Annotated in this window: 11 protein-coding genes; 9 read left to right on the top strand and 2 right to left on the bottom strand. The window is 38.4% G+C overall.

Translation table 11 applies throughout. The features are described 5' to 3' along the window. Nucleotides 1-105: 105 nt before the first annotated feature. Complete coding sequence (locus Q2T41_RS02655; RefSeq protein WP_304434827.1) at nt 106-3,417, top strand: VCBS repeat-containing protein; 3,312 nt, start codon at nt 106-108, stop codon at nt 3,415-3,417. A gap of 14 nt (nt 3,418-3,431) precedes the next feature. On the opposite strand, the gene Q2T41_RS02650 is transcribed toward Q2T41_RS02655, so the two are convergent. Beyond that, nucleotides 3,432-5,534: a thioredoxin domain-containing protein gene (locus Q2T41_RS02650; RefSeq protein ID WP_304434826.1), complete on the bottom strand. Its 2,103-nt coding sequence runs from the start codon at nt 5,532-5,534 to the stop codon at nt 3,432-3,434. A gap of 17 nt (nt 5,535-5,551) precedes the next feature. After that, a complete protein-coding gene (locus Q2T41_RS02645) occupies nt 5,552-5,677 on the bottom strand; it encodes a hypothetical protein (protein WP_304434825.1) in 126 nt (41 codons plus the stop codon). A gap of 85 nt (nt 5,678-5,762) precedes the next feature. Between Q2T41_RS02645 and Q2T41_RS02640 the strand changes: the two genes are divergently transcribed. From Q2T41_RS02640 to Q2T41_RS02605, 8 genes are all read left to right on the top strand, one after another. Continuing rightward, the gene (locus Q2T41_RS02640) at nt 5,763-6,623 is read left to right on the top strand and encodes an AraC family transcriptional regulator (RefSeq protein ID WP_089259914.1); all 861 of its coding nucleotides are present in this window, start codon (nt 5,763-5,765) and stop codon (nt 6,621-6,623) included. 105 nt (nt 6,624-6,728) lie between these two features. Next, nucleotides 6,729-8,060: an L-fuconate dehydratase gene (locus tag Q2T41_RS02635; RefSeq protein ID WP_304434824.1), complete on the top strand. Its 1,332-nt coding sequence runs from the start codon at nt 6,729-6,731 to the stop codon at nt 8,058-8,060. Beyond that, entirely contained in the window at nt 8,050-8,823 is a 774-nt protein-coding gene (locus Q2T41_RS02630) for an SDR family NAD(P)-dependent oxidoreductase (protein ID WP_304434823.1), read from the top strand. Before Q2T41_RS02635 ends, Q2T41_RS02630 begins: the two co-directional genes overlap by 11 nt. Before the next feature lie 41 nt (nt 8,824-8,864). Next, nucleotides 8,865-9,722: a fumarylacetoacetate hydrolase family protein gene (locus Q2T41_RS02625; protein WP_304434822.1), complete on the top strand. Its 858-nt coding sequence runs from the start codon at nt 8,865-8,867 to the stop codon at nt 9,720-9,722. Beyond that, nucleotides 9,722-10,552, top strand: coding sequence for an amidohydrolase family protein (locus Q2T41_RS02620; protein WP_304434821.1), 831 nt, complete (start codon nt 9,722-9,724; stop codon nt 10,550-10,552). The genes Q2T41_RS02625 and Q2T41_RS02620 overlap by 1 nt, the downstream gene beginning before the upstream one ends. Before the next feature lie 48 nt (nt 10,553-10,600). Continuing rightward, the gene (locus Q2T41_RS02615; protein WP_304434820.1) at nt 10,601-11,383 is read left to right on the top strand and encodes an L-fucose dehydrogenase; all 783 of its coding nucleotides are present in this window, start codon (nt 10,601-10,603) and stop codon (nt 11,381-11,383) included. A 6-nt stretch (nt 11,384-11,389) separates the two neighbouring features. Next, on the top strand, nt 11,390-12,733 hold the full coding sequence (gene fucP / locus Q2T41_RS02610; protein ID WP_304434819.1) for an L-fucose:H+ symporter permease: 1,344 nt from the start codon (nt 11,390-11,392) through the stop codon (nt 12,731-12,733). Next, complete coding sequence (locus Q2T41_RS02605; protein ID WP_304434818.1) at nt 12,720-13,055, top strand: L-rhamnose mutarotase; 336 nt, start codon at nt 12,720-12,722, stop codon at nt 13,053-13,055. The genes fucP and Q2T41_RS02605 overlap by 14 nt, the downstream gene beginning before the upstream one ends. Nucleotides 13,056-13,189 lie beyond the last annotated feature (134 nt).

Below are 13,189 nucleotides of genomic sequence, written 5' to 3'. Positions count from 1 at the left end.
TTCATTTTAAGTTCATATTACAAACAGCTATCAAGATTATATCTTTGGAAATTGTTACTTTTCTCCAATCAATAATTATTAAATAACCCTATTCAATCTAGGTTCATGAAGAAAATCATTCTTTTAATGTTTTTTATTTCAGTGTATGTCAATGGCCAACAAGCTAGGTTGTTTGACTATGTTCCGGCTAGGCAGAGCAACGTTGATTTCAATAACAAATTAAAACCAACGGACAATGAGAATTTTTTCATTTACGATAACTTTTATCAAGGGGCCGGGGTTGGCTTGGGAGATGTAAACAATGATGGATTATTGGATATTTATTTCTGTGGAAATCAGGAAAAAGATAGGTTATATTTAAATAAGGGCAATTTTGTATTTGAGGACATTACCAAAAAAAGTGGCATTCTAGCGGTGGATAAAGGTTGGTCCTCATCTGTATCCATGATTGATATCAATAATGATGGACTCTTGGACATTTATGTGACCAAAGAATTGTATGATGATCGTCCGGACTGGAGGCGTAATAAATTATACATCAATAAGGGCAACAGCACATTTGTGGAAGCAGCGCAAAAAGTTGGTTTGGGAGATACTACAAGAACCCGTGGTGCCGCATTTCTGGATTACGATCTAGATGGTGACCTAGATGCATTCTTGTTGAGGCAGCCACCTAATCCTGGTTTGTATTCCAAATATAAGGTCATGTCAGATAATGGGGAGCTAACAGATGAACAATATGCTCCACAACTCTATGAGAACAGGAACGGTATATTTTATAATGTATCCAAAGAAGCAAAGGTCTTGAGTCCCTCTTATGCCAATGCGGTAACCGTAGGGGATATCAACAAAGATGGTTATCCGGATATTGTGGTTGCCAATGATTTTGATGCACCGGATGCACTTTATATCAATCAGGGAGATAAAACGTTTAAAAATGTGTCCAATAAGGCATTTAAACATACTTCATATTATGCAATGGGGGTAGATATTGCCGATATCAATAATGATATGTTGTTGGATATTTTTACGGTAGATATGGCGGCCAATGATAATTTTAGGCTAAAATCCAATATGAGCGGTATGAATCCAGATCAGTTTTGGAAAATTGTGGATAAGGGCTGGAATTATCAATATATGTACAATGCCCTACAATTAAATAATGGAAACTGTACGTTTAGTGAGATCGGGCAGCTATCTGGTGTATCCAGTACAGATTGGAGTTGGTCTCCGTTAATCGCTGATTTTGATAATGATGGGTACAAGGATATTTTTGTTTCAAACGGTATTGTTAGGGATATCAGAAACACAGATGCAGATGTAAAGATAAAACTGTATATCAACAAAAAATTACAGGAATATGTAGGCAAACATGGCAATGCCGACTATAATTCCCTTTGGGATGTGGTAGACCATAATGAAATGGTGGCCCTATTTCCTTCAACTAAAATGCAAAACAAGTCCTTCAAGAACGTAGATGGGTATCAATTTCAGGATGTATCCGAAAATTGGGGAATCGATAAAAAAACATTTTCAAGTGGTGCTGCCTATGGTGATTTGGATAATGATGGTGATTTGGATATGGTATTGAACAATGTCAATGAAATAGCACATATTTTAAGGAACAATACAAATAACAATTTTTTAAGGATACAATTGTCAGACCCCAAGAATGAAGTCGTATTGGGGGCAAATGTGCAAATTTATTATGGTGACGGTAAACAGCAATATGCAGAGACTACTAGCGCACGTGGCATGTTTTCGGTAAGTGAACCCGTTATTCATTTTGGTTTGGGAAACCACGCCCGTGTTGATAGTTTGTTCGTTAACTGGCCTACTGGATTGCGTACCGAAATCTATGATCCGGTAATAAACCAACAGATAGACGTGAGCATTACTTCTGGAAAGGAAAAAGTGATATCGTCCTCTTTTGAAGTGCCGAAAATGTTTTCGGAGCATACGGGGGGTTCATTAAAATTTAAACATAAGGAAAACAGATTCAATGACTATGCACTTCAAGTTCTATTGCCCCATACTATGTCAGAATTTGGACCTGCATTGGCCGTTGCCGATATTAATAATGACGGATTGGATGACGTGTTCATTGGTGGTGCATTTGGGGAGAAGGCTATGCTGTATATGCAAGATAAAACGGGGAGTTATAAAAGTATTGCTGAACGTTTATGGGAAGGGGAAAAAAATTATGAGGACGTAGATGCCGTATTTGTGGACATTAACGGCGATGGGTTCAAAGACCTCTTTGTAGTTAGTGGTGGCAATGCCTACGTAAAAAATGATATCCATTATATGGATCGCCTTTACCTTAACGATGGTAAGGGAAATTTTAATAAAGGAGCCTTGCTGAACGGTAAACCAATAAGTGGTTCCGTAGTAAAGGTTATGGATTACGATAAAGATGGGGATATGGATGTTTTTGTAGGAGGTAGACATATACCTCACCAGTACCCCTTACCAAGTTCAAGTATGTTGTTTGTTAATGAAAAAGGGCAATTGATTAATAAAACGGATGAATTGGCGCCGGAATTCAATGAGGTTGGTATGGTTACCGATGCTATTTGGGCCGATTATGATGCAGATGGTGATACAGATTTGTTTTTGGTAGGGGAATGGATGCCAATTACATTGTTCTCAAATACCGATGGAACACTTTCTAAAGCCATGGTCAATGATTTTGAAACTACTGCTGGTTGGTGGTATAGTGTACAACAGGGAGATTTTGATAATGATGGGGATATAGATTTGATAGCGGGAAACTTAGGTCTAAATAATAAATACAAAACGACTAATGAAACCCCGTTTGATGTGTATTATGATGATTTTGATGGTAATGGTAGTAGTGATATTGTTTTGGGATACTATAACAATGACAAACATTTTCCGTTAAGGGGTTTTTCCTGTTCGTCCCAGCAAATACCAAGCCTAAAGGAAGAATTTAAAAAGTATGATCTATTTGCCTCATTAGAAATTGACCAGGTTTATGGCAAGGACAATTTAGAAGAAGCCCTGCATTATATAACAGATACGTTTGCATCTATCTATATTGAAAATTTAGGCAATGGTAGATTTCAACATTCTCCTTTACCTGTACAGGCCCAATTCTCTAATATTGAGGATATGGTAGTGCATGATTTTAACAATGACGGTAATTTAGATGTGTTGGTCGTTGGTAATTGTTACGGATTTGAAGTTGAAACTCCTAGAAACGATGCTGGCACTGGCTTATTGATGCTGGGAAATGGGAATGGTTCTTTTGCGGCAAAAACAATTAATGAAACAGGATTGTTCATCAACAAGGACGCTAAAAGGATAAGACAATTAAAGGGCAAGGACTCTGACTATTTTATCATTGGCAATAATAATGATGAAATTCAGCTCATAAAGATCAATACGGATTAAAGCATCATTTTTGGTTAATGCATTTGTTGCAATGCTTCCTCTACAGTAGATACCGGAAGTTGACACGTACTGTTCTGACAGACATAGATATATGTTTCGTTCTCAATGAACCTGCCGTCGAACAACGGAAGTTCGCTTTTGTTCCGGGTGCCAATGACCAAGGTGTTGGGCGTGTAGTTTGCAGTTAAGTTCCGCATCATTGTGCTAACATTGTTGCCAACAATTGCAACTTCATAGTAGGGGTGCGTTTTTTTTAAAAGTAAAGAACCCCAAACACTGTAACTTTCTAAATGCGTAAGTAGTTGGGGCTGCATAGCCTTTAACATTCGGTCGCTCTGCTCCATAAAATCGGTATTGTACAACAAATGGCCCAATTTCAATAAATTAAGCGCCATAATTGAATTTGGGGAAGGAATGACGCCGTCATCGGTTTTAATGATTTTTGCAATATGTTTGGTATGGTCGGTATACCTGTAAAATGAACTTTCCTCATCTAGAAACAATGAATTTGTTTGTATTGTTAATTTTTGGGCAAAATAAAGGTCCTTTTCATCAAGACTAACGGAATAGAGATTGAGGGCGGCATGTATTACGAATGCATAATCCTCTATGAAGCCATTGGTGTTAAGGTTATTGTTTACCATAGAATGACTAAGTGTACCCGTATACATTTCCGTTTTAATGAAATCCATGGTTTTTTGAGCTTCTACAAGATATCTTTTTGTGCCGAACGCCCGGTATGCATCTACATATCCGGTAATCATTAAAGCGTTCCAAGAAGTAATTATTTTGCTATCTATACGTGGTGCATTGCGCAAATCTCTTTGGACCTTTAGTGTATTGATCCATTGGTTGCGCAATTTTGTGAAATCTGCCAGACTTAATCCATGTTCCTTGGCAAACTCATGATCGTTTTTGGAAAGATGTAAAATATAATTTCCGCCTTCGATCTCATTTTTTTTATCAATGTTGAAATAGGTGGCGAAAAGGTCATAATTTTTGGTGATGACCTTCTTAAATTCTTGTTCGCTCCAAATATAGAATGCGCCCTCCTTACCGTTACTATCTGCATCAATGGTGGCAAAAAATCCTACATCCTGATCTTTCATTTTAGACTCAAGAAAAGAAAGGGTTCTTATAGCTGCATTTTTATAGGATTCTTTTTTGAACACACTATAGGCTTTTGAGAATATGCTTACTAGTTGGGCGTTATCGTAAAGCATTTTTTCAAAATGGGGAACTTTCCAATACGGGTCCGTACTGTATCTATAAAACCCACCTTCTATATGGTCATGAATACCACCAAGCAATATATTGTCTAAGGTAGTTCTTACATGTTCAAGGGCAGTGTCATCTTTAAAAAGCAATCCATAATCTAGTAGGAAAGTCAAATTTTCTGGAAGCATAAATTTTTCGGGACCTTTGGTACCGCCCCAAATGGTGTCCCAAGAATTTTTCCATTTAATGATTGACTCGTTTAATTGACCACTAGATGCAAAATCCGCGGAATCCTCAGGAGACATAAAATTAAGAGAAGAAATACCATCGGTAATGGTGTCACCAAACTCATATAGTTTTTCAGGGTTCTGGGTAAACAATTCGGTAATTTTATGAAGTATGTTCATCCATTGATCCTTGGTATGGTAGGTGCCGCCATATAGCGGTTTTCCATTGGGTAATAATATAACGTTCAAGGGCCAACCTCCTTGTCCTTTTATCAATTGCACGGCTGTCATGTATAATTGATCAATATCCGGGCGTTCTTCCCGATCAACTTTTATGTTGATAAAATTGGCGTTCATTAATTTTGCTACTTCCTCATCTTCAAAAGTTTCCTTGGCCATAACATGGCACCAATGGCAAGAGGAATACCCCACGCTCACAATTATTAATTTGTTCAATTCTTCTGCTTCCTTTAAGATAGTTTCGTCCCAAGGTTGCCAATTGACCGGGTTATGTGCATGCTCAAGTAAATAGCTGCTGGTTTCATGAATCAATCCGTTGGTGAAAGGGTGTTTTTTCTCAGTTCCATGATTTTGGCCCCATACTGCCAAACTTAAAAATAGCATGGTAACGGCAAATAGATTGGTTTTTTTATAAGACTGGAAATAGCCCATATAATGAAGATTGAATATTAAAGTAAAAATACCGTATTTATTCTAGAAACAAATGCGGTTTGCCATGACCTGTCAAGAATTTTAGATTTGGCCTCTATAGAATTATTAAGCCATAAGTAAGGTGCTAAAATTAAGAAAACCATTATTCTTTGTGTTAAAACCAAAATCATCACCAATACTATTTATACAATTCGTAAATTCATGTTCTTTTAAATTTCAATTGCAAACGTGAAATTACATCTACTTAACAGAACTAGTGAATTAAATAGGTCCTTGACCATAAATCGTGAGGTCAAAAGTAATTTTTTAAGGGTCTGGCATTATCATCCAGAAATAGAATTGGTCCATGTGGTCAAAAGTTCGGGTACGCGTTTTATTGGCGATAATATAGAACGTTTTACAGGGGGCGATTTGGTATTGATCGGAAAGAATATTCCCCATATGTGGTTAAATGACGACGCATATTTTGAAGAGGGAAGTGGGCTAAGTGCAGAGGCCATATCCGTGCATTTTTTAAAAAATTTTCTAGGCGATGATTTTTTGGAAGTACCGGAAATGAACAAAATTTCCCAGCTTTTGGACCGGGCGGAATTAGGAATTAAATTTATAGATGTTGAAGACGGAATTATTCATAAAATAAAGGAATTAAATGAATTGAGACCAATTGATCAAATCATTAGATTACTGGATATTCTTGCATTACTTGCCGATCATGAACATTATGAACTGCTTTCAAGTCTGGGTTATTTAGACTCTTTTCGTAGAACAGAGAACAAAAGATTGGACCAGATCTATGAGTTCATCTATGAAAACTTTAATTCCCAAATAAGTGCTTGTGACGTAGCGGACAAAATAGGGATGAACAAATCTGCTTTTAGCAGGTATTTTAAAAAGGTGCACAGAAAATCCTTTACCAAATACTTAAACGAAATGCGTATAGGATATGCTTGTAAATTAATGTTGAATGATGAAGAGAGCATTACTGGCATTGCATTTTTATCGGGCTTTAACAATATTTCAAATTTCAACAGACAGTTTAAGATTATAAAAGGAATAACTCCTACCGAATTTATTTCAAAGTATAAGTAGTAGAATAACAAAAACCGGGATGCAAAAAAAGTATAGGTTTTGGTCGTTAATTCATTTGTTGTGGGGTTCAAATCAATATAACTTTCAATCTTTAATGTATGGTTAATGAACAATGAAATTATAATAGAGGATGTTTTGGTAAAGGACATCCGGTTCCCCACTAGTAAAGCACTTGATGGGTCAGATGCAATGAATCCGGACCCCGATTATTCTGCGGCGTATGTCATTCTAAAAACAAATATCCCCAATTTGGAAGGTCATGGACTAACGTTCACCATTGGTAGGGGCAACGAGATTTGTACCAAGGCTATAGAAGCCCTTTCTTATTTGGTCAAAGATAAATCCTTGCACACGTTTACCCAGGATATGGGCACCTTTTATAAGATGATTACGGGAGACAGCCAGCTACGTTGGCTAGGTCCTGAGAAAGGTGTAATACATTTGGCAACGGCAGCAATGGTAAATGCGGTGTGGGATCTATATGCTAAATCCGAGAGCAAACCGTTATGGAGATTAATTGCGGAAATGACTCCGAAAGAATTGATAAAATGTATAGATTTTACGTACATAACGGATGCTGTTTCGCCAGATGAGGCCTTGGAATTGCTTACCGCCAAGGAATCCACAAAAAATGAGCGTATGGCATATCTTGTGGAAAATGGTTATCCTGCATATACTACTTCTGCCGGATGGTTAGGGTATTCTGATGATAAGATGCGTAATTTATGTAAACAAGCCAAGCATCAGGGCTTTAAGCATATGAAAATGAAAGTAGGTTCTGACCTAAAGGATGATATGCGCAGGGCGGGTATCATACGGGAAGAAATTGGTGACGATTTACAGCTAATGATGGATGCCAACCAAAAGTGGGACGTGGATGAGGCCATTGAAAATATGGAGCACTTAAAGAAATTTAATCCGTATTGGATAGAAGAGCCTACCAGTCCAGATGATATTCTTGGTCATGCAAAAATAGCAAATGCCATAGCCCCGATCAAGGTGGCCACGGGTGAACATTGTCAAAATCGGGTTATATTTAAACAATTAATGCAGGCCGGGGCAATGGATATTTGTCAGATAGATAGTTGTAGGGTTGGCGGTGTTAATGAAATACTGTCCATATTGTTAATGGCGGCCAAATTTGGGATACCGGTCTGTCCCCATGCGGGAGGCGTTGGTCTTTGTGAATATGTACAGCATTTATCTATGATAGATTTTATAGCCTTTAGCGGCACCATGAACGATAGGATTATAGAATATGTGGATCATTTGCACGAACATTTTGTAGATCCGGTCATTATTAAGAATGGGGCCTATATGGCACCGGAAAACCCCGGTTATAGTATTACCATGAAAACGGCATCTATGGATACGTACAGTTTTCCCAAAGGGGAATATTGGGTGTCGGAAATGAATAATAAGTTATATGAAATTTAGTTTAGCACATAAAACGGCCATCGTTACAGGGGGTGGAAGTGGAATTGGAAAGGCAATTTCAAAAACCTTGGCGGCACAAGGGGCCCATGTTATGATTCTGGAAATGAACGTTGCAAATGCGGAACAGACCCAGCGCGAAATTTTGGAAGAAGGTGGAAAATCCTCTGTTTATCAATGTAATGTGGCCAATCAAGAAAATGTAGGGCAAGTTGTAGGTTCAATTACGAAAGAACATACCATAGATATATTAATCAATAATGCAGGTATTGCTCATGTAGGTAATGTGGAGCAGACCAGTGAAACGGATTTTGACAGAATTTATAATGTAAATGTAAAGGGTGTGTACAATTGTCTGTATAGCGTAGTGCCCCACATGAAGGAAAAAGGAGGTGTAATCATCAATATGGCTTCCGTGGCATCATCCGTTGCGGTGGCAGATCGGTTTGCCTATTCCATGTCAAAAGGCGCGGTATTGACCATGACCTATTCCATAGCAAAAGACTATGTACAATATGGCATTCGCTGTAATTGTATTTCGCCGGCAAGGGTACATACGCCTTTTGTAGATGGTTTCATTAAGGATAACTATCCAGGGGAGGAAAAGGAAATGTTTGCTAAATTGTCCAAAACACAACCTATTGGGCGTATGGGACTTCCAGAAGAAGTAGCTAATTTAGCTTTATACCTGTGCGCGGACGAAGCCTCTTTCGTAACGGGAACCGATTTCCCAATAGACGGCGGATTCATAAAATTGAATGGTTGATGCTTTAGAAGGGAATTAATAAAATTTGAAAATTAGTACATATGAAATTGATTAGATTTGGAGAGGTAGGTTCTGAAAAACCGGGTATACAATTATCAAATGGCGACCGGATAGATGTTTCCTCATTTGGAGAGGACTACACTGAAGCATTTTTTGGAAGTAATGGAGTAGGGAGATTGGCCAAATGGCTAGAGGAAAATACGGATACGTGTAATAGAGTTGACGGTGCGGTACGTTTGGGATCTCCGATCTGTAGACCTTCAAAAATAGTATGCGTAGGGTTGAACTACGCCAAACATGCAGCCGAAAGCGGTATGTCAATACCTAAAGAACCTGTGTTGTTCTTTAAGGCTACTTCCTCGATCATAGGACCCTATGATACGGTAATTCTTCCCAAAAACAGTACTAAATCCGACTGGGAGGTAGAACTGGCGATAGTTATTGGTAAAAAAGCTTCCTATGTATCGGAAACGGAGGCCATGGATCATATTGCAGGTTATGTTTTGCACAATGATATCAGTGAACGAGCCTTTCAATTGGAACGTGAAGGCCAATGGGTAAAGGGTAAAAGTTGCGATACGTTTGCACCATTAGGACCTTATTTGGTTACACAGGAAGAAATAGAAAATCCTAATGATTTAAACCTTTGGTTAAAATTAAACGGTAAAATGATGCAGAACAGTTCAACATCGGACTTTGTATTCAATGTGCAGGAAGTCGTTAGCTATATCAGCCAGTTTATGACCTTGTTGCCCGGTGATGTTATTTCTACTGGAACACCCTTTGGTGTTGGACTGGGATTAAACCCACCTCTTTACCTTAAAAACGGAGATGTTATGGAATTGGGTATTGATGGGTTAGGAGTTTCAAAGCAAAAGGTAATGGATTATAAGGGGTAATGGTCATAGACAGTCATCAACATTTTTGGATTTACCATCCAGAACATCATGAGTGGATTTCTGATGATATGTCCATTATTCAAACCGATTTTTTACCGCATGACCTGGAGCCCATATTAAAAGAAAATGGTGTAGACGGTTGTATTGCGGTACAAACGGCACAAACTGAGGAAGAAACAGAATTTTTGTTGCATTTGGCCAACCAGTATGATTGTATTAAAGGGGTCGTAGGTTGGGTAGACCTTCGTAATGAGCAGGTAGCCGAACGCTTAAGTAAATATAAGGAAGACCCTTATTTTAAAGGAGTTCGTTGGATATTACAAGCAGAGAACGATAGTTTCTTTTATGATACCGCGTTCAGGAAAGGTTTGGCAGAACTGGCCAAGTTTAATTTAACGTATGATCTATTGGTCTACCACAACCAATTGCCCCATGTTTTAGATTTGGTACATAGTTTTCCCGATAACAAATTTGTGTTGGATCATATTGGAAAACCTGCAATTAAGGAAGAAGGGTTGGTCAACTGGTCTAATGACATAAAAAAATTAGCTGCGTTCCCTAATGTTTATGTGAAATTGTCCGGTATGGTTACAGAGGCAGATTGGACCAATTGGACAGAAGAGGAGATAATACCATTTATCGATGTTGTATTTAATGTATTTGGGGCGGAGAGAATCATGTTTGGGTCAGACTGGCCCGTATGTCTTTTGGCTTCCGATTACCGTAAGGTCAAAACATTGGTAGATAATTATTTGAAAAAGTTAAGTGATAAGGAAAGGGCATTGGTTTTAGGTGGTACAGCCTGCGGATTTTATTCAATAGGTAGTTAAATCCAAAAATTCTTATACCTTAGGCTAGTTATTAATTTCTAATAGTAAATGGATTTATACTTAAAGGATAAGGTGATTTTAGTTACCGGTGGTTCCGCCGGTATTGGTAAGGGTATAAGTATGGGTTTGGCTGCCGAAGGAGCAATTCCATTTATCATTGGTAGAAATAAACAGACCGTAGATGCTACCGTTACGGAAATAGAACGCTTAGGGTTTAGAGCAGGTAAGGCCTATGCGGAATTAATGGATGGGCAAGCATGTCAGCAAGCCGTAGATGATGCAATTGCCGAATTTGGTAAAATAGACGGCCTGGTTAACAACGCAGGGGTAAATGATTCCATAGGATTGGAACATGGTACCGTAGAACAGTTTACGGAATCGATCCATAAAAATTTGACACATTATTATCAAATGGCCCAATTGGTTTTGCCACAGCTAAAACAAAACAAGGGGTCAATAGTGAATATTGGCTCAAAGACGTCCGTAATGGGGCAGGGCGGTACTTCCGGTTATGCGGCGGCCAATGGAGGACGCAATGCGTTGACCAGGGAATGGGCGGTAGAATTGGTACCTTATTCAATACGTGTAAACGCAGTAATAGTTGCGGAGTGCTATACCCCATTATACGAGCGTTGGATCAAAACATTTGATAATCAAGAAGAAAAATTACGTTCCATTACCGATAAAATTCCTCTTGAAAAACGCATGACGACAGAAAAAGAAATAGCGGATATGGTACTTTTTCTACTATCTTCAAGATCTAGCCATACCACCGGTCAGCTTGTTTTTGTGGACGGAGGTTATACCCATTTAGATAAACCAGTATTATAACTACCCATGGATCAGCCACAAAAAACACCAATAGTTTCCAAAAAAGTCATTGTTCCTTTTGTGCTGATAACTTCTTTATTTGCGCTGTGGGGTTTTGCCAATGACATCACCAACCCAATGGTCTCTGCATTTAAAAAGGTATTGGAACTGGATAATTTTCAAGCCTCTTTGGTCCAGTTTGCCTTTTATGGCGGGTATTTTACAATGGCACTACCGGCGGCTATTTTTGTAAATAGGTTTTCCTATAAAAAGGGAATTATTCTGGGACTGGCACTCTATGCCCTGGGTGCAATGTTATTCTATCCGGCGGCGGCCTATGAGGAATTCAACTTTTTTTTGGCGGCATTGTATATATTAACCTTTGGCCTAGCATTTTTGGAGACTACGGCAAACCCTTATATTTTGTCTATGGGGTCAGAGGAAACGGCTACACAGCGTCTAAATTTGGCACAGGCCTTTAATCCCGTTGGAGCACTTTTAGGTTTATTGGTAGCGCAAAAATTTATTTTATCCTCCTTACGGTCAGATGATACATTACCAGATGGTTCTGCCGTATATGCTACTTTATCGGATAGCGCCAAGGCAGTGGTACGTACTGCAGATTTGGCCGTAATTCGTGATCCATACGTTTTTTTGGGTTTGGTTGTTTTAATATTCTTGGTAGTCATTGCGGTCTTAAAAATGCCCCGTCATAAAGAACAGGAAAATAAAGTGGCCGTAGGTAAGTCTATAGGACGCCTTTTTAAATCTAGGAAATTTGTAGGAGGAGTAGTGGCACAAGCCTTTTATGTTGGGGCACAGATCATGTGTTGGACCTATCTTTACCAGTATGCGGAATCATTTGGTATGGACAATGCCACTGCAGTAAATTTTGGAATTGCGGCATTAATATTGTTTTTGGTGGGCAGGGCCACGGGAACATTATTGTTAAAATATATAGATTCTGGCAAACTTTTGCGGTTGTTCGCCATTGGCGCTTGCCTTTGTACTGTAATTACCATATTTGTTCCCGGTATGGTTGGGCTATTTGCATTGGTTATGGTTTCATTTTTTATGTCCATCATGTTTCCAACCATTTATGGCATTGCTTTGGAAGGTCAAGGGGAAGATGCAAAATTTGGAGCGGCATTTTTGGTCATGGCTATTGTGGGCGGGGCATTAACGCCTACATTACAGGGAGTAATTTTAGATATGGGAGGAGTAGGTTATACCGATTTGAAAATTTTAGGCGTACCGGAAGTCAATTTTTCGTTCGTTTTACCCCTTACTTGTTTCCTTGTTGTAACATTTTATGGTCATTATGTATTTAAATTATCTCTTAAAAAAAATGTAGGTCTTGAAAACCATTAGGCACTGTTTTATTTGCGATCTTAAGGATGACCCAAAATTAATTGCGGAGTATAGGGCTTATCACAAGGAGGTATGGCCAGAGATTATACAGAGCATTAAGAATGCGGGAATAGTAGATATGGAAATATATCTTCATGCCAATCGACTTTACATGATCATGGAGGTGGGCAAAGATTATGATGCGGAGACGAAAGCAAAAAATGATGCGGAAAATCCCAAAGTACAAGAATGGGAAAAATTAATGTGGCAATATCAACAAGCTATTCCAAGTGCTAAACCCGGACAAAAATGGGTGCCGATGGAACGAATTTTTAAGTTATAATCAGTTATATCTTTTAAGTGCAATTGATAATGCGCATTTCCAATACTAGCAAAGATATTTTTTAAGGTATACTTCTTTTAAAGGACTAATTTAACTTTCCTTGTCTTTTAACGGATATCACTTATGACCATATA

This window comes from Maribacter confluentis (assembly GCF_030505015.1).
GTDB classification, from domain to species: Bacteria; Bacteroidota; Bacteroidia; order Flavobacteriales; family Flavobacteriaceae; genus Maribacter; species Maribacter sedimenticola.
This window is presented reverse-complemented; position numbering and strand designations above follow the sequence as displayed.

Bases quoted from the DNA above. Each gene is read 5' to 3' on its own strand.
- Q2T41_RS02655 (WP_304434827.1), top strand. From the start codon at position 106: ATGAAGAAAATCATTCTTTTAATGTTTTTTATTTCAGTGTATGTCAAT.
- Q2T41_RS02650 (WP_304434826.1), bottom strand. From the start codon at position 5,534: ATGGGCTATTTCCAGTCTTATAAAAAAACCAATCTATTTGCCGTTACC.
- Q2T41_RS02645 (WP_304434825.1), bottom strand. From the start codon at position 5,677: ATGGTTTTCTTAATTTTAGCACCTTACTTATGGCTTAATAATTCTATA.
- Q2T41_RS02635 (WP_304434824.1), top strand. From the start codon at position 6,729: ATGAACAATGAAATTATAATAGAGGATGTTTTGGTAAAGGACATCCGG.
- Q2T41_RS02630 (WP_304434823.1), top strand. From the start codon at position 8,050: ATGAAATTTAGTTTAGCACATAAAACGGCCATCGTTACAGGGGGTGGA.
- Q2T41_RS02625 (WP_304434822.1), top strand. From the start codon at position 8,865: ATGAAATTGATTAGATTTGGAGAGGTAGGTTCTGAAAAACCGGGTATA.
- Q2T41_RS02620 (WP_304434821.1), top strand. From the start codon at position 9,722: ATGGTCATAGACAGTCATCAACATTTTTGGATTTACCATCCAGAACAT.
- Q2T41_RS02615 (WP_304434820.1), top strand. From the start codon at position 10,601: ATGGATTTATACTTAAAGGATAAGGTGATTTTAGTTACCGGTGGTTCC.
- fucP (WP_304434819.1), top strand. From the start codon at position 11,390: ATGGATCAGCCACAAAAAACACCAATAGTTTCCAAAAAAGTCATTGTT.